Below are 15,191 nucleotides of genomic sequence, written 5' to 3'. Positions count from 1 at the left end.
AGTATCTGCCCACGCCGCTCACCGAGGCGGAGATAGCCGATGTGGTCGACACCGCCATCGCCCAGGTTGCTGAGGCCATCGGCGAGCGCCCCAGCATGAAACAGATGGGACAGGTCATGAAGGCCGCGACCGCGATCGCGGCCGGCAAGGCAGACGGTTCCCGGCTGTCGGCGGCGGTCAAGGACCGGCTTTAACCGTCGTTTGCGTCCGTGGACCGGGGGTATCCGGTCGGGTATGACTAAGTTCGGCTACACCTTGATGACCGAGCAGAGCGGACCCAAAGACCTTGTCCGATACGCGGTTTCGGCCGAGCAGCGCGGGTTCGACTTTGAGGTCTGCAGCGATCACTTCTTCCCGTGGCTGACCTCACAGGGGCACGCACCCAACGCCTGGGCGGTGCTGGGCGCGGTGGCACACGCGACCGAGCGAGTCGACCTGTACACCTACGTGACCTGCCCGACGATGCGGTATCACCCCGCGGTCGTCGCTCAGCAGGCCGCCACCGTGCAGATTCTGGCCGACGGCCGGTTCACCCTCGGGTTGGGCAGCGGGGAGAACCTCAACGAGCACGTCGTCGGTAAGGGCTGGCCAACGGCCGAACGGCGCCAGGACATGCTTCGCGAAGCCATCAAAATCATTCGTGAGCTGTTCGGCGGCCGGCTGGTGAGCTGGCGCGGCGACTACTTTCAGGTGGATTCCGCGCGGCTCTGGGATCTGCCCGACGTTCCGGTCGGCATCGGTGTGGCGATGAGCGGCCTGAACAGTGTCGAGAAATTCGCCAAGCTCGCCGATCACCTGATCGCGGTGCAGCCGGACAAGGATCTGGTGGACTCCTGGCATGCCACTCGGCAGGCCGCCAATGGAGCCGAGGGCGGGCGGGTGGTCGGGCAGATTCCGGTGTGCTGGGACCCCGACCGCGACGCCGCGATCGCACGCGCACACGACCAGTTCCGGTGGTTCGGCGGTGGCTGGGCGGTCAACGCCGACTTGCCGACCCCGGCCGGTTTCGCCGGCGCGACCCAGTTCGTACGACCCGAAGACGTCGCAGATTCCATTCCGTGCGGGCCGGACCTGGACGCGATCGTGGACGCCGTGCGGCCGTACTGGGAAGCCGGTTTCACCGATATCGCGCTGATTCAGATCGGTGGGCCGACACAGGATCTATTTCTCAAAGAAGCGGCAGAACCTTTGCTGAACGCACTGCGCGAGGCGTCGTCTCAGACACGCGTTTGACGCGTTCCGGCAAGGGTATTCGGGCCGGCATCACGCAAGGGAGATACCGATGACCGATCCATCCGGTAAGACAACCACGGCGTTGGTGAACGGCCTCGGCGGAGCCAGTGTCGGCCTCGGGCTGAGCGAAATCGTGGCGCCCGGGAAAGTCGCCGCCCTCGCGGGGGTGGACGACACCAGGCTGGCACGCCGGGTCATCCGAGCGCTGGGTGTGCGCGAATGTGGCCATGGCGCAGCCCTGTTGGGAGGCCCCGACAGGTTGGTGTGGACCCGGGTCGCCGGTGATGTCCTGGACCTGGCGCTGCTGGTGGTGGGAGTGGCGCGCCGCGAACGCGGACACCGACGGCGCGGAACCATTGCCGGTGTGGCTCTTACCGGAATCGGAGCGTTGGACCTCTACACGGCGTTACGCACCACCCGCAACGGCGCAACCTACGCCGTCTAACCGTGAAGGAGAACACGATGGCAAACGAACTGCAAGGCAAGACGATCGCCATTCTGGCGGCCGACGGAGTGGAAAAGGTCGAACTCGAGCAGCCGCGCGCGGCCCTCAAGCAAGCGGGCGCGCACGTCGAGGTCCTCTCGCTGAAGGCCGGCGAAATCCAGGCGCGCGAACATGATCTCGAGCCCGCCGGACGATTCACGGTCGACCGTGCGGTGTCGGATGCCTCGGTGGAGGAGTTCGACGGACTGGTATTGCCGGGCGGCACCGTGAACCCCGACAAACTGCGCAACGACGCGACCGCGGTCTCGTTCGTTCGCGACTTCGTCGGATCGGGAAAGCCGGTTGCGGCCATCTGCCACGGGCCGTGGACGCTGGTCGAGGCCGGGGTGGCCGCCGGGCGAAAACTCACCTCTTACCCGAGTATTCGCACCGACTTGCGCAATGCGGGCGCGCAGGTGGTCGACGAGGAGGTCGTCGTCGACGGCAACCTGATCACCAGTCGTTCCCCGTCGGACCTGCCGGCATTCTGCTCCACGCTGATCAAGCAATTCGCGCACGCAGCAACGGGTTAGGCCTCGTCAGGCCGCTTTGGCGTTTCAACGCATTGTTTGTGGGAATTACCCACGAAATGCCGTGATCGCCACGGCGATCTTGCGAAAGGCCCGCCGTTGACGAGCACGTACCCCGTTACCGCCGACGTTCTAGTTGAGCCGACTGTGTATCAGCCACAAGCCGATTCCAGATTGCTGGTCCGCGCAATGCAATACAGCGGCCTGATTCCGGGTCGTCGGGTTCTGGATCTGTGTACCGGAAGCGGGTTCGCCGCGATCGCCGCGGCTGAAATGGGTTGCGCCAGTGTGACGGCGTTCGATATCTGCCCGCACGCGGTGAGTTCCACCCAGGGCAATGCGGGCGTCGCGGGCGTCGATATCGATGTCCGGGAAGGCTCGTGGATCGCCGCGCTGCGATGCGAACCGTTCGAGGTGGTGGTGGCCAACCCGCCCTACGTGCCGACCCCGCCGGAGGACGACATCGACATGGTCTCGCCGGGAGTGGGCCCGTCATGGGCGTGGAATGCCGGCCGGGACGGCCGGCGGGTGCTGGACCCGCTTTGCGCGGCGGCATCAGATTTGTTGTGCGACGGCGGATCCCTGCTCCTGGTCCAGTCGGCCCTGGCCGGCATCCACCGCTCGCTGGACTACCTGCGCTCTACCGGGTTGAACGCCGATGTCGTTGCCTCCGAACGCATTCCGTTCGGTCCGGTGCTAGCCCAGCGCGCCCGTTGGCTGGAGCAGATCGGTCTGGTGCCGCAGGGCTGCCGGGAGGAGGACCTGGTGGTGATCAGGGCGGACAAGCGATGACCGGCACGCGGGTACGTGTGGTCCCCAAGGGGCCCATCCTGTTACCGGGTCCGGTGCGTATCGAAGTCGACGACGGCCGGGTCGTCGAATCCGACCGGTTCATGGTGGCCATCTGCACCTGCGGGCGCAGTCGCGAATACCCGTTGTGCGACACCAGTCACCGCCGCTGCCGGCACGTCGAAGGCGTTGGCACCAGGCCGGATTGAGGCCTGATTGAGGCCTAGTTAAGCGGTCGCCGCAATGAGGTCTGGTCCTGCTTCCAGGACGTCAGGATTGTGTCGGCGAGGCGATCCTCCACGGCAGCGAGCGCCCGGATCCCGAAAACGATGTCGCGGTCCAGCTCCGGTTCGCGGGCGACCAGATCACCGACCACGTCGTAGCGCACCACTTGTTCATGCACGGCGTCAGCCTCGACGTGTTCGCGGTAGAACGCGACGCACGCCGGTGGTGCATCCATCCGCTCGAGCGCTTGAGCCATCCGCCGCGAGCCGGGCGACGACGTGATCTCCGTGGCGGCGAAATGTCCGATCGCCGCGCCACGCAGCCGACGATGCAGGCCGAACAGTGACATCAGGTTGACCACGGCAAGCGCTTCGGCGGGCACGGCGTCCAGGTACCCCAGATAGGTCGCGTCCAGATCCGCCGCCGCCATCAGGTCCGCGAAGAGCTGTTGGTGGACTCGGTGGCCCTGCCCGGCGCCGTACTCGTCGAATTCGATCGCCACGAATGCCGCCTTGGCGCCGCCCGTCAGTCGCGGGATGGCCCAGGCATGCGGATCGCCCTCCTTGAGGTGATACAGCGATCGGTGCACGAAGTACTCGCGCATCTGCTGCCAGGTCCCGGTGCCGCGCAAATAGTAGGACGGCCCGGTGCCGTTGACGGGCTCGACGGAAATCGCTTCCATCTCCGCCGTCGCGGTCCGGTCGGGTTCGATCGGGCCGACATCGCGACGCACACCCGCCAGGAAGGCACGCTCGAGTTCGCCGCGCAGTCGCAGCAGGTCGGGATTCCATTCCCAGGCGGGATCCACGCCCGCGAAACCCCGGTAGTGCAGCTCGTAGCACATGCACAGGGCCAGTTGCAGGTCGAGGCCGTACGGATCCGAATCGCCGACCGACGAACCGATCCGCGCGAGGTGGTCTACGGATGACGGCCCGGCCAGCGCCCGATGCACGGCCGTCGACAGTGGGCCGTGTGCCGCCGGCAGGGCGGGCTCGATGCTGATCGACGCGCGGGTCACGTCGTTGGACATACCACGGAAGGGGTCATGGCAAACGGTGCCCTTTCTAACGGCCGCCGGACCAGTCGTCGTCGCCGGCGGGTGCTGCGGGCAGCCGGAAGGTGATGTCCACGACCGTTCCGGTTGGGCTGCTGTCGATCTGCATCACGTCGCTGATGGCCCTCATCAGGATCAGGCCGCGACCGCTGTTGCCCGGGTTGATCGCCGGCGGTTTCCAGGAACCGCGGTCGGTGATGCGGGCACGGACCTGGCCGTCCACGGTCTCGACTTCGAGCAATGTTGACCCGCGGCCGTGTCCGCGGTAGGCGTGCTCGACGCAGTTGGTGCATCCCTCGTTGACGACCAGCACGATGTCGTCGACGAGTTCGTCGGGGACATCGGCGGCCCTGAGCCAGTCGGCCAGCCGATGCCGGATGCTGGCCAGTTCGTCTGCGATGGCGTGTGTTTCTATCCGCAGCGGTGCCTGCTGGTGCCGGTAGATCACCATCGCCACATCGTCGTCGTATCCGCCCGCCGGCGCCAACTCGCGCAGCACCGCATCGGCGACGGCGTCCAACGGCAACGTCCTTGTCTCCACCAAAACGTCTGCGGCGCGGGTTATTCCATCATCGAGCGCCTCGTGTTTGCGTTCCACCAATCCGTCGGTGAACACCATCAGCGTCGAGCCGGACGGCAGCCGCCGGGAGACTTGCGGGCGAGGTTCGTCTCGAAGGACCGCCAGTGGCACCGACCGGGCATCGGTGAGCACCGTGTTGCCCGAGGGTCCGGCGAGCACCGCGGGCATATGTCCGGCATTGCTGTACTCCAGGATGCCGGATTCGGTATCCAGGATCGCCAGAAAAACAGTGGTGCAGTACGCGTTCGGAATGAGCGAGGCCGCCAGGTCGAGTTGCTCGAGCACCACTGCGGGGCCGGCGCCGTTGATCAACAGCGCGCGCGCCGAACTGCGCAACTGACCCATGATGGCCGCGGCCGGCAGGCCTCGCCCCACGCAGTCGCCGACGACGAGGCCGATGCGATGATCACCGATCGAGAGCACGTCGTACCAGTCGCCGCCGATCTCCAGCGGCGGGACCGCGGGCTCGTAGCGCATCGCGAATCCCGGCGGCGACTCGATGGGCGGCAACATCGCGCGCTGCAACGTCAGCGAAGTCTCACGGGCACTTTCGAATTGGCGCACATGCTGCATGGCCAGACTGAGATGACCGATCAGCACCGTGACCAACAGCCGATCCTCCGCGCTGAGCCAGCGTGGTGCGCCGAGCTCCAGCCACAAGGCGAGGTCTCCGGTGCCGGAAAGCACCGCGACCAATCCCTGCGCCTTGCCCGGTTTATTGTTCCGCTCAACGGTTTTGGCTGTCAGAGGCAGCTGCTGGCGGGCATCCTGAAAGGTGTCACGCAACCAGGGATCCAGCCCGCGCCAGGATGTCACGGCGGGTTCGCCGGCCACCTGCACCGTCGGCTCGCCGTCGCCGCCCGGCCACGTCACGGCGATCACACGCTGGACGCCGATCGCCGTGCGGCATTCGTCGAGGGTGATCGCCAGCAATTCGGCCACGCTTTTTGCCACTGCCACGGCGGTGGCCAAGCGCAACACCGCACTCTCGCGAGCCGCGAATGCCCGTTCGGCGGTGACGTCGCGAATCGTGCCCACGTAGACCGCTTCGGCGGTGTCGGATTCTTTGACGGCATTGATGCTCACCATCACCCAGGCCAGGTGCCCGTCCCGATGCCGAATCGGTGTCTCGTACTGGGTGCCACCCTCGCTGCGGACCCGGGACTGGTGTTCTCGCGCGGTCTTCTTGTCGACCAGCCAGGGGTGCGGCCAGCGGTAGGGCAAGCCCTCGGTGGGGTAGCCGAGGATGTCGATGAAGGCATCGTTGATCTCGATGATCGAGCCCTCATGATCGGCGACGAAGAAGCCTTCCTGTAACGAATTCACAAGGGCGGTACGGAATTTGTCTCGGTCAGCGAGCCCGTCGGCTCGGGCCCGCTGCTCCGCGTAGCGCTTGGTGCCGTCCAGGAATCCGCGAGTCGCGACGTCGAGCGGCGCCAGGGTTTGCAGCAGGAATTCCAGCGCGACGGGTGCGTCGACTTGGATGTCCTCGGACATCTCCAGCACCAGCCGGACGTGGTTCTCGATGATGTCGAGCATGCTGATCTGTTCCTGCAACGCCCGGCGTCCTAGCTCGTGGGCAAGGGCCAGGATGTTGTCGTCGCGCTTGTCCACATAGCTGCGCAGCGCGGCGAGATATTGGTCGTGGAATTCCACTGCTTGGGTCATGTCGGCGCTCCCCGGTGACGCGCTGCGAGCACCATGGCGTCGTCGGTGTCCTTGGCGTGTTTAACCAGAATATGGTCGGCTATCGCCGTAGCCGAAGCGGCGAAGTCGATATGGTCCAGATGGTCCTCGGTGATGCCATCGCTGGCCAGCACGATCAAATCGCCCAGCCGAATCGAAACTACCTGAGCAGGCCTGATTTCCGGGATCCGGTAGCCGACGATGCCGGCGGCAAGGCGAGCCGTGGATCGAATACGAACGCCGGCCACCTCCTTGGAGACCAGGTTGGCGGTGACGTTTCCCACCCCGCTCCAGGTCAACGTCTGGGCCGCGAAATCCACCCGCGCCAACGTCATCGCCACTCCGCGGGTCCCGGCCAACACCCGGTGGCACAGCTGGATCAGGACTTCGAGCCGCTCCCTGGGAGCCCGCTGGACCGCGTCGACGGCGCGCATCGCGGCGCTGGCGGCAGCAGGCCCGTGACCGAGGCCGTCGACCACACCGAACAGAGCGGCATCATCACCGATGGCGACCGCGATTTTTCGGTCGCCGCTGCTGTGCTCGCCGGCCAAAGGGCGTCCCGCGTTCGCCCACTCGATCGGCCCTAGTCGACCGTTTTCACGCACGGCCGGGAACCCATTTCCACATTTCGATGACGGTTCCCTTGCCCAGCGCGGACTCCACAATCAACCGATCCATCAAACGGCGCGACCCCGGCAACCCCATGCCCAACCCGCGTCCGGTCGAATACCCGTCCTCCATCGCCCGCTCGATATCGGCGATGCCCGGGCCGTCGTCCTCGGCGCGAACCACCAGCGCCTGGCGGCCGTCGCGCTCGTCCACCGTGACCCGCACGGTGCCCCGCCCCGCGTAGCTGGTGATGTTTCGCGCGATTTCGGAGATCGCCGTGGCGATCATGGTGACATCGGTCAGCGAAAACCCGAGGTCTAACGCGAGCTGATGTCCTGCTTTGCGGGCTTCGACGATGTCGTCGGGGTTGTTGATGATGACGACGATGTCACACGCCACCGTCGCGCCCGATCGTCGGCTTTCCCGCTCCGCGTTGGCGATTCAACAGGGCAATGCCCTCCTCGAGATCCAACGCGGTGTTCATGTCGTCGAATGCCAGCCCCAGTTGAACCATGGCGAAGGCCACTTCTGGCTGCAGACCCACGATCACCGTGTCGGCGCCACGCAGCCTGGTCATGTGAGCGATAGTCCGCAGCGACCGGGCCGCGAACGAATCCATCACGTCGATCGCGGTGACGTCGACGATGATGCCCTGGGCGCGGAATTTGCTGACCCGCTCCATCAGGTCGTACCGAAGTCGTTCGGCGTCCGAGTCGGACAGTGCGGCCTGCACCGAGGCGATGAGGATCGAGCCCTGCTTCAGGATGGGTACTGGCATACGGCGCCCGTATCAGTTGTGCTCACCCGGTCAGCTCGCCGGTGCGCGTGACTTCGTAGCCGAGCAGGCGCTCGGCCTCTTCGATTCCACCCTGCAGGTCACCGACGGCATTCATCTTCGACAGATCCAGGCCGATCGTCACCAGCGTCAGGGCGATCTCCGAGGACAAACCGGTGATGATCACGCTGGCGCCCATCAGGCCTGATGCGTCGACCGTCTGCACCAGGTGGTTGGCCACCGTGGAGTCGATGGTCGGCACACCGGTGATGTCGATGACGACGACTTTCGCGCGGTTCGCGCGGATGGCTCGCAGCAACTGCTCGGTGACCTGGCGGGCGCGCTGGCTGTCCAGCACGCCGATGATCGGCAGAATCAGCAGCTGCTCGCGCACCTGCAGCACCGGGGTGGAGAGCTCGCGGATCGCCTCCTGCTGCTGGCGGATGATGCGCTCGCGCTCCTGCACGAAGGAGACGCCCACGGTGTTGGCGATGCGGTTGGCGGCCGGTTCATAGGCGTCGAGCACCCGGTTCAGCATCTCGAACTCGGTTTGATACTTCTCGAAGAGCGAGCGTGCCAGCACGTCACGCAGCAGCAGCACGATGCCGAGAACCTCGTCGGTTTCCACCCCTCGGGGGATGATGCGCTCGGACAGGTCGCGGGCGTAGGCCTGCAGCGCCTCGACGCTACCGGTTTCGAGCACCTCGACGTAGTTGTCGTAGACGGCGGTCGCCTCGGAGAAGAGTTCCTCGGGCGTCATCGCGGTAAGCAGTTCGGCCTCGGTTATTCTTCGGGCCCACTCCTCGCGCAGAACCGTGCGATTCTGTCGTAGGTGCTGCACTAGCTGGGGAAGCAGACCTTCGCTGGAGACACTTGCGATGGTGCCGGTGCTGCTGGAATCTGACATCTGGCCTCCCGTGTGCCGCGTCGCGCTCCGCAGTGCGCAGGTTCTATGGGGAGACTAGCCTGGTTTGACGCGGGGCAGGTGTTGAGGTCTTCTTCTTCTCGCAGTTCGCAAGGCAGGTTAGGCTTGCACCACACTTAAGGCCCAGACGAAGGATCGCCATTGTCAGCTCCTGATTCGATTACCACGTTGGTTGCGGACCACGATGGGGTGTCCGTGGTCAGTGTCAGCGGTGAAATCGATTTGGTCACCGCTCCGGCCCTGGAGCAAGCCATCGGTGCGGTCGTTGCGGAAGGGCCGACGGCGCTGATCATCGACCTGTCCGCGGTGGAGTTCCTCGGCTCGGTCGGGCTGAAGATCCTCGCGGCGACCTACGAGAAACTCGGCAAGTCGGCGGAGTTCGGGGTGGTCGCGCGGGGCCCGGCGACCCGGCGCCCGATCCACCTCACTGGTCTGGACAAGACGTTCCCCCTGTATCCGACGCTCGACGACGCGTTGACCGGCGTGCGAGACGGCAAACTCAACCACTGACGTTCGCCGCTATGGATGTCGACCACCCGGAAGACGACCAGCGGTGGGACCGCGTTAAGCGCGGTGAGACCGAAATCGAGCGGCTGGACCGCAACTGGAACAGCCTGTTGCAGGAACTGCGGGTGGTGCAGACCGGCGTGCAGTTGCTCACCGGCTTCCTGCTGACGCTTCCGTTTCAGCAGCGGTTCGACGTGCTCGATCAAAGGATGCGGATCGCCTATCTGGTGACGGTGGGATGTTCGGTGGGGGCGACGGTGCTGCTGATCGCCCCGGTCGGCATCCACCGGCTGTTGTTCCGGCGGCATCGCCTGCAGGTGCTGGTGAAGGCCGCGCACCGGTGCGCCTTCGCCGGGCTGGCGCTGCTGGGATTGGCGCTGACCGGGGTGACGGCCATCATCTTTGTCGCGGTGGCCGGAACGACCGCGGGAGTGATTGCCGGAGTGTGTGCGCTCACGCTGTTCACCTTCTTCTGGTGGGCGTTGCCGCTGGCGTTGCGCACCCGCGGCATGTAGATCAGCGGCTGCGCGCGAGCGCCGCGACGCGGGTGGAGTTCAAATGATCGAGAAGGTCCTGTGGGTCGTCGAAGATCGGTGCTGCGCCGGCCGCCTGCAGTTCGGCATCCGAGACACCACCGCTGAGCACGCCGATACACGGCACTCCCGCCGCCTTGGCGGCGTGCGCATCCCAGACGGCGTCGCCGACGAACACCGCTTGCTCGGCGGTGACCCCGGCCCGGTCCAGCGCCACCTGCACGATGCCCGGCTCGGGTTTGGCGGTGTCGACGTCGTGGGATGACGTCGTCGCTGAAATCACGTCGTCGCAGTCGAGCACCTTGCGCAGCGTCTCGAGTTCGTCCTCGGGCGCCGAGCTGGCCAATACCACCTGCAGGCCCAGCTCGGCGACCCGGTGCAGCAGTTCTCGTGCACCGGGCAGTGGTGCGAGCAGACCGGAGATCTCGCGGTAGTAGCGGCTGTGCCCATCGCTGAGCCGCTCTTGCACGTCCGCCGGGGCATCGCCGGACAGGCTTCGCACCAGCGTCGAGCCGTCCATGCCGATGCCCCGGTGGATCTTCCACGCCGCGACCGCGAGGCCCTCGGCGTCGAAGGCGCGTTGCCACGCATAGACGTGCAGATAGGCGGAATCGACCAGGGTTCCGTCCACGTCGAATAGGACAGCGGGAGCATTCATCGCTGCGGCATACCCACCTGGGGGCCGCCTGACACGGTCGTTTAGCCGCCCGGAACATGCGGGCGCGGTGCTCTGGGCGTCCAACTTTGAACCGTATGCGTGGACTCGACGTGAATGGTGATAGTCCACAACGTGTTTCGTGAGGAGTTGGGATGGACCACCCGGCTGACCATGCCCGCACCACGCGCCCCCACCGAGCAGCCGATCGCGTTCGCTCGACCGGGTGCTCACACCGAACTGCCGTTCAGGCAATTTTCTTAGATTAGCCACAGTGTGGGGCGCCGGGAAATGGGGTAACGACTGTGCCACGGGGGAGTACATCGGACGTGCGTCATCCCGCCACTTTGCAGGAAAGGGTAAGCCCATGAAGACCGCAAGCGATTACGACGCACGTCGCGTGACCGACACCGACGGCCAGGAATCCGAGCTGCGCCAACTGGATCCGAGCTTGTCGGGATCGTCGACGGCAGTTGTCGACGAGGACCCCAACGACGTGCATTTCTTCGAGCTGCCCGGCGCGGATCTGTCCGGTGAGGAACTCGCCGTCACGGTTATCCCGCAGCGGTCCGACGAATTCACCTGCTCGAGTTGCTTCCTGGTTCAGCACCGGCACCGGATGATCCTGTCTATCTCGGGGCGGCCCATTTGCACCGATTGTGCCTAGTGCGTCGGGAATTACAATCGAAGGATGCACGGCGTTCTAGTTTTTGACGGCCGGTGCGGGGTGTGCACCCGCGCGGTCAACGCGCTGCGTCGGTGGGACCGGACGGGGATGCTGCGCGTCGAACCGATGCAGACGCCCGGGATGGCCGACCGACTCGGCGTCACCGACGACCGAATGCTCGAATCCGCCTGGTGGGTGGATTCTTCCGGCGTCGTCCTGGCCGGGGCGCACGCAATGAACGCGGCCCTGTCGGCGGCGCTGGGTACGCACATCCCGCTATGGATCTACCGGATCCCCGGCGTCGGGGCCGTGCAGAACGGCATCTACCGGTGGGTTTCGTCGCACCGCTACCGTTTCCGCGGTGCGACGCCGCTGTGCGAGGCCGAGCCCGAGCGTTGCGCGTAGTCGCCATCGCCTGGTTGTCGAGTGCATGAAATGTGTTCTGCGGGTTGGCTTTCCGATCAACTACGGCGAGTAGCCTAACTCTGTGCCCACTCGCGCCCGCAGGCGCGGCACTGGCGAATGGCCGTCGACCATTCCGGCTCACCCTCGACGGGCTGGCGAACCAGATGGGTGGACTCGTCGCCGCAGCCGGGGCAGGTACAGACCGCGAGGTACGGCTCGACGGGTTGCGCGTTCATCAGGTACAGGTTCTCCGCCCGTGAGAACGGCACGATCGCCAGGCGCTCCGGGCGGGGGCCGGCTTTCGGAGTGTCGAACCACAACAGGCCACAGACCACCATGGCCACGGCGCCGAAGATGGCCACGATGACCAGGGGGATGTTCCATGGCCAATTCGGCGGGATCGGCGTGAGTGCGAGAACCAGCATGACGGCGGAGATCAGAAAGCTGATGATCGTGCCCGGCCTGGCGAATCGGTAGCCGCCAACCTGCAGCGCCTCCCAGACGTCGAGCTCCTGCTGCCGTTGGGCGATCTCTAAAAGAGTTGGGTGGTAAGGAAATTCGTCCCTCGACCCGGAGGCGGGCAGGTTGGCGCCGCGCGGACTCGTCTCGCGCAGCTCCGGGATCGGCCTGACCGCCGCCATGCGCGCCAAGTTTAATGCGGGGTTCCCGCCGAGGCGAGGTGACGATTGCTGACCCGGCCGTCGGCCACGCCTGCGCGAGCCGGTCGTGGCGCGCCGGAGTTAGCCGGAACGCTGAACGCGGCGCTGGCAGCGCAACGCCCGTAGCAAATGCCGTAAATATCGTGGCATGGACGGTCGGAGAGGTTACGGCGAGAACCTAACAGCTGATACAGGCCATATTCCAATAATTCCTCAGCGATGACTCAGCGACGAATCTGTAGCCTCGGGCACTGTGAGCAACACCCGGGGACTGCTCATTAACGACGATTCTCACTCGCCGCGGGGCCGGATCGATTTGCGAGATCCGCTCGGCGGTCGGCAGAAAGACTCATGTGAAGCATCCGCCGACGCTGCGGTACCGCACGCGCCGCGGCACCTAGTACGGAGACCACCGATGAAACCCGATATCCAGTCCGACCGACGCGGCGCGGCCTATCAAGGCGCCGCCGCGGCCTGTTAGCGCCGAGGAGCAACCATGCTGGATTTTGCGGCGTTACCGCCGGAAGTCAATTCGACCAGAATGTATTGCGGCCCCGGATCGGGGCCATTGCTGGCGGCCGCCTCCGCCTGGTACGCGCTGGCAGCCGAAATGCGTTTGGCAGCAACAGCCTACGGTTCGGTGATCGGGGACCTGATCAGCGCAGGCTGGTACGGTCCGTCATCGACGTCGATGTTCGCCGCAGCCGCGCCCTATATAGCGTGGCTCAACAGCACCGCCGCGCAGGCCGAGCAGACCGGCATGCACGCCAACGCGGCCGCGACCACTTTCGAGGCCGCGTTCGCGATGACCGTGCCCCCGCCGGTCGTAGCGGCTAACCGCACGCTGCTGGCAAACCTGTTGGCTACCAACATCGTCGGTCAGAACACGCCGGCGATCGCGGCCACCGAAGCCCAGTACGCCGAAATGTGGGCCCAGGATGCCGGGGCGATGAATGGCTACGCGACGGCATCGAATTCGGCGGCCCAGCTGACGCCGTTCGCCTCGCCGCAGACGAACACCGCCCCCGACGCGGCGGCCGGACAGAATGAGGCCGTCTCCCAAGCGGTCAACACGGCGGCCGGGAATGCTCTTGCTGGCGCGGCGCCCCAAGGATCCTTGACCGATTACCTGACCGGTCTGTTGGACGGGTCGAACAACAGCGCGCTCGGAAGCTTTCTGGGAAGCACCTTTTTCAGCAACTCGGTCGTCACCGGTTCGCTTGGCGGCGGTCCGTTCAACCCGCAGACCATCCTGGCATCGGCGGTGGGTGTGGGTGCCATGGGGTCGAGCGCCACGATCATGTCGGGTCTGGAGGAGTTCGGCTTCGGCGCGGAGGGTGCCGGGACTGCCGCGCTGGCATCCAACAGCGTCCCGTTGGGCGGCTTGTCCGGAGCATCGGCCGGGGTCGGCAACGCGCATCTGGTCGGGTCGATGTCGGTGCCCCAGAGCTGGGTCTCCGCTGCCAACATCACCTCCGCTCAAGCGGCGGCGCCGGTCACGGGGCTGAGTGACATCGGGTCGTCCGCGGCGGGCGGGCCGGGCGGCGTCGCCGGACAGCTGGCCGGCAACGGCCGCAGGTTACGCCGCTCCATCCCCAGGTACGGGATTCGTCCCGTCGTCATCCCGCGTCCGCCGGCCGCCGGTTAAGAGACTTCAGGAGAAATGTCATGCTGAATTTCGGGGCGTTACCGCCGGAAGTCAACTCGGCGAAGATGTACGCCGGCCCCGGGGCGGGATCGATGCTCGCGGCCGCGGCGGCATGGAACGCGACGGCCGCTGAATTACGTTCCGCAGCAATCAGTTACGATGCGGTCATCGCATCGCTGGTCAGTGAGGGCTGGCTGGGGCCGGCGTCGGAGAAGATGGCGGCCGCGGTCCAACCCTATGTCGAGTGGATGATCGCCACCGCCGCGCAGGCCGAGCAGGCCGGCGCTCAGGCCAACGCGGCCGCCGCCGCCTATGAGGCGGCGTTCGCCGCGACGGTGCCACCGCCTGTCGTCGCGTCCAATCGCACACTGCAAGCAAACCTGTTGGCACGCAACATCTTCGGACAGAACACTGGGGCGATCGCGGCGACCGAAGCCCAATACGGCGAGATGTGGGCACAGGATGCCTCAGCAATGACCAGCTACGCCAGCGCGTCGCGCGCGGCCAGTGAGATGACGCCGTTCAGCCAACCGCAGTCCGACACCACCGCGGCCGCGACGGCCCTGCAGGCCGACGCGGTCAACAATGCCCTGGCGGCTCCGGCGGCGACTCAGGCAACCAATATCTGGGATTGGCTTGGCTTTTCGCCCAATTCGAATACGCCCACCGAGGGCCTGGCCGGCATCATGAACCTTGTCAGCAACTCCAACCAGAACCTGCTCGGGGCTTTCCTCAACAACCCCTCTGTCTCGGGCCTGTCGAACGCCTTCACCACCAACGGGATCCTGAATCCGACGGCATTCATCGATTCGGCGGTGACGATCAACGGCCTGGGCGCGGTGGGCGCAACCACGTCGGGGCTGGAGGATCTGGCGGCCGGCCTTGGCGGCGCCGCTGCTGTGTCATCGACCACGAGTCTGCCCGGCGCGGCGGCATCGGCGGCCCTGGGCGAGGCCAACCTGGTGGGAGCCCTGTCGACTCCGCCGAGTTGGTCCGGCGCCGGGGCGACGGTCAGCGCGGTTGCCACCACGACCCGGATCGGGGCGGGGGCCTACCAGGGCTTTGGCGCCGCCACCCCAATGGTGATGGAAGAGGTCGGGGCCGTTGGTATGCCCGGAGTGCCACTGGCCGGCATTCCCGGTCCACCCGAAGACGAATTCTCCGACCCCATCTATGGGTTTCGCCCCCGCGTCATCGGGCGCCCACCGGCCGCGGGTTAGGGGATCG

General features: G+C 66.0%; 20 protein-coding genes. 12 read left to right on the top strand and 8 right to left on the bottom strand.

What is annotated here, in order from left to right:
- From AC5Y5O_RS28005 to AC5Y5O_RS27980, 6 genes are all read left to right on the top strand, one after another.
- The coding region (locus AC5Y5O_RS28005) for a GatB/YqeY domain-containing protein (RefSeq protein ID WP_500028326.1) at positions 1-194 on the top strand (194 nt) is incomplete at its 5' end.
- Between the two features lie 40 nt (positions 195-234).
- Positions 235-1,233, top strand: a complete 999-nt coding sequence (locus AC5Y5O_RS28000; protein WP_096290419.1) for an LLM class F420-dependent oxidoreductase — start codon at positions 235-237, stop codon at positions 1,231-1,233.
- A gap of 49 nt (positions 1,234-1,282) precedes the next feature.
- Positions 1,283-1,678, top strand: a complete 396-nt coding sequence (locus tag AC5Y5O_RS27995) for a malate dehydrogenase (RefSeq protein ID WP_096290418.1) — start codon at positions 1,283-1,285, stop codon at positions 1,676-1,678.
- Between the two features lie 17 nt (positions 1,679-1,695).
- Entirely contained in the window at positions 1,696-2,250 is a 555-nt protein-coding gene (locus AC5Y5O_RS27990; protein ID WP_096291420.1) for a type 1 glutamine amidotransferase domain-containing protein, read from the top strand.
- Between the two features lie 96 nt (positions 2,251-2,346).
- Positions 2,347-3,039: a HemK2/MTQ2 family protein methyltransferase gene (locus AC5Y5O_RS27985; RefSeq protein WP_096290417.1), complete on the top strand. Its 693-nt coding sequence runs from the start codon at positions 2,347-2,349 to the stop codon at positions 3,037-3,039.
- Positions 3,036-3,245 (top strand): CDGSH iron-sulfur domain-containing protein, encoded by a 210-nt coding sequence (locus AC5Y5O_RS27980; protein WP_096290416.1) that lies wholly within the window; start codon positions 3,036-3,038, stop codon positions 3,243-3,245. Before AC5Y5O_RS27985 ends, AC5Y5O_RS27980 begins: the two co-directional genes overlap by 4 nt.
- Positions 3,246-3,259: 14 nt before the next feature.
- On the opposite strand, the gene AC5Y5O_RS27975 is transcribed toward AC5Y5O_RS27980, so the two are convergent.
- From AC5Y5O_RS27975 to AC5Y5O_RS27950, 6 genes are read right to left on the bottom strand one after another with little or no spacing between them, the layout of a single operon-like run.
- Complete coding sequence (locus AC5Y5O_RS27975; protein ID WP_096291419.1) at positions 3,260-4,279, bottom strand: iron-containing redox enzyme family protein; 1,020 nt, start codon at positions 4,277-4,279, stop codon at positions 3,260-3,262.
- Between the two features lie 46 nt (positions 4,280-4,325).
- Positions 4,326-6,563: a SpoIIE family protein phosphatase gene (locus AC5Y5O_RS27970; protein ID WP_096290415.1), complete on the bottom strand. Its 2,238-nt coding sequence runs from the start codon at positions 6,561-6,563 to the stop codon at positions 4,326-4,328.
- Positions 6,560-7,186, bottom strand: coding sequence for a SpoIIE family protein phosphatase (locus AC5Y5O_RS27965; protein ID WP_096290414.1), 627 nt, complete (start codon positions 7,184-7,186; stop codon positions 6,560-6,562). The genes AC5Y5O_RS27970 and AC5Y5O_RS27965 overlap by 4 nt, the downstream gene beginning before the upstream one ends.
- Complete coding sequence (locus AC5Y5O_RS27960) at positions 7,179-7,589, bottom strand: anti-sigma regulatory factor (RefSeq protein WP_096290413.1); 411 nt, start codon at positions 7,587-7,589, stop codon at positions 7,179-7,181. Before AC5Y5O_RS27960 ends, AC5Y5O_RS27965 begins: the two co-directional genes overlap by 8 nt.
- Complete coding sequence (locus AC5Y5O_RS27955) at positions 7,579-7,968, bottom strand: STAS domain-containing protein (RefSeq protein WP_096290412.1); 390 nt, start codon at positions 7,966-7,968, stop codon at positions 7,579-7,581. The genes AC5Y5O_RS27960 and AC5Y5O_RS27955 overlap by 11 nt, the downstream gene beginning before the upstream one ends.
- 22 nt (positions 7,969-7,990) lie before the next feature.
- Positions 7,991-8,872: an STAS domain-containing protein gene (locus AC5Y5O_RS27950; RefSeq protein ID WP_096290411.1), complete on the bottom strand. Its 882-nt coding sequence runs from the start codon at positions 8,870-8,872 to the stop codon at positions 7,991-7,993.
- 159 nt (positions 8,873-9,031) lie between these two features.
- On the opposite strand from AC5Y5O_RS27950, the gene AC5Y5O_RS27945 reads away from it, so the two are divergent.
- Together AC5Y5O_RS27945 and AC5Y5O_RS27940 are read left to right on the top strand one after the other, a co-directional pair.
- Positions 9,032-9,400, top strand: coding sequence for an STAS domain-containing protein (locus AC5Y5O_RS27945; protein ID WP_096290410.1), 369 nt, complete (start codon positions 9,032-9,034; stop codon positions 9,398-9,400).
- Between the two features lie 11 nt (positions 9,401-9,411).
- Positions 9,412-9,912 (top strand): DUF6328 family protein, encoded by a 501-nt coding sequence (locus AC5Y5O_RS27940; protein WP_096290409.1) that lies wholly within the window; start codon positions 9,412-9,414, stop codon positions 9,910-9,912.
- Between the two features lies 1 nt (position 9,913).
- Here AC5Y5O_RS27940 and AC5Y5O_RS27935 read toward each other — a convergent pair whose 3' ends face one another.
- A complete protein-coding gene (locus tag AC5Y5O_RS27935; RefSeq protein ID WP_096290408.1) occupies positions 9,914-10,588 on the bottom strand; it encodes an HAD family hydrolase in 675 nt (224 codons plus the stop codon).
- 364 nt (positions 10,589-10,952) lie between these two features.
- Here AC5Y5O_RS27935 and AC5Y5O_RS27930 point away from each other — a divergent pair, with 364 nt between their 5' ends.
- Positions 10,953-11,252: a DUF4193 domain-containing protein gene (locus AC5Y5O_RS27930; protein WP_096290407.1), complete on the top strand. Its 300-nt coding sequence runs from the start codon at positions 10,953-10,955 to the stop codon at positions 11,250-11,252.
- 24 nt (positions 11,253-11,276) lie between these two features.
- The gene (locus AC5Y5O_RS27925) at positions 11,277-11,657 is read left to right on the top strand and encodes a thiol-disulfide oxidoreductase DCC family protein (RefSeq protein ID WP_096290406.1); all 381 of its coding nucleotides are present in this window, start codon (positions 11,277-11,279) and stop codon (positions 11,655-11,657) included.
- Positions 11,658-11,731: 74 nt separating this feature from the next.
- Here AC5Y5O_RS27925 and AC5Y5O_RS27920 read toward each other — a convergent pair whose 3' ends face one another.
- Positions 11,732-12,298, bottom strand: coding sequence for a hypothetical protein (locus AC5Y5O_RS27920; protein WP_096290405.1), 567 nt, complete (start codon positions 12,296-12,298; stop codon positions 11,732-11,734).
- Between the two features lie 514 nt (positions 12,299-12,812).
- Here AC5Y5O_RS27920 and AC5Y5O_RS27915 point away from each other — a divergent pair.
- Positions 12,813-13,964 carry a PPE family protein, SVP subgroup gene (locus tag AC5Y5O_RS27915; RefSeq protein WP_500028318.1) on the top strand — a complete coding sequence of 384 codons (1,152 nt, stop codon included), beginning with the start codon at positions 12,813-12,815 and terminating at the stop codon, positions 13,962-13,964.
- Between the two features lie 20 nt (positions 13,965-13,984).
- The gene (locus tag AC5Y5O_RS27910; RefSeq protein WP_103175428.1) at positions 13,985-15,184 is read left to right on the top strand and encodes a PPE family protein; all 1,200 of its coding nucleotides are present in this window, start codon (positions 13,985-13,987) and stop codon (positions 15,182-15,184) included.
- Positions 15,185-15,191 lie beyond the last annotated feature (7 nt).

It is taken from the genome of Mycobacterium sp. NGS40 (assembly GCF_059812735.1).
Note: the sequence above shows the minus strand (reverse complement) of the source record. Positions and strands in the feature narration are given on the sequence as shown.

Coding starts and splice junctions, on each gene's coding strand:
- AC5Y5O_RS28000 (WP_096290419.1), top strand. CDS start 235: ATGACTAAGTTCGGCTACACCTTGATGACCGAGCAGAGCGGACCCAAA.
- AC5Y5O_RS27995 (WP_096290418.1), top strand. CDS start 1,283: ATGACCGATCCATCCGGTAAGACAACCACGGCGTTGGTGAACGGCCTC.
- AC5Y5O_RS27990 (WP_096291420.1), top strand. CDS start 1,696: ATGGCAAACGAACTGCAAGGCAAGACGATCGCCATTCTGGCGGCCGAC.
- AC5Y5O_RS27980 (WP_096290416.1), top strand. CDS start 3,036: ATGACCGGCACGCGGGTACGTGTGGTCCCCAAGGGGCCCATCCTGTTA.
- AC5Y5O_RS27970 (WP_096290415.1), bottom strand. CDS start 6,563: ATGACCCAAGCAGTGGAATTCCACGACCAATATCTCGCCGCGCTGCGC.
- AC5Y5O_RS27955 (WP_096290412.1), bottom strand. CDS start 7,968: ATGCCAGTACCCATCCTGAAGCAGGGCTCGATCCTCATCGCCTCGGTG.
- AC5Y5O_RS27950 (WP_096290411.1), bottom strand. CDS start 8,872: ATGTCAGATTCCAGCAGCACCGGCACCATCGCAAGTGTCTCCAGCGAA.
- AC5Y5O_RS27940 (WP_096290409.1), top strand. CDS start 9,412: ATGGATGTCGACCACCCGGAAGACGACCAGCGGTGGGACCGCGTTAAG.
- AC5Y5O_RS27935 (WP_096290408.1), bottom strand. CDS start 10,588: ATGAATGCTCCCGCTGTCCTATTCGACGTGGACGGAACCCTGGTCGAT.
- AC5Y5O_RS27930 (WP_096290407.1), top strand. CDS start 10,953: ATGAAGACCGCAAGCGATTACGACGCACGTCGCGTGACCGACACCGAC.
- AC5Y5O_RS27925 (WP_096290406.1), top strand. CDS start 11,277: ATGCACGGCGTTCTAGTTTTTGACGGCCGGTGCGGGGTGTGCACCCGC.
- AC5Y5O_RS27920 (WP_096290405.1), bottom strand. CDS start 12,298: ATGGCGGCGGTCAGGCCGATCCCGGAGCTGCGCGAGACGAGTCCGCGC.
- AC5Y5O_RS27915 (WP_500028318.1), top strand. CDS start 12,813: ATGCTGGATTTTGCGGCGTTACCGCCGGAAGTCAATTCGACCAGAATG.
- AC5Y5O_RS27910 (WP_103175428.1), top strand. CDS start 13,985: ATGCTGAATTTCGGGGCGTTACCGCCGGAAGTCAACTCGGCGAAGATG.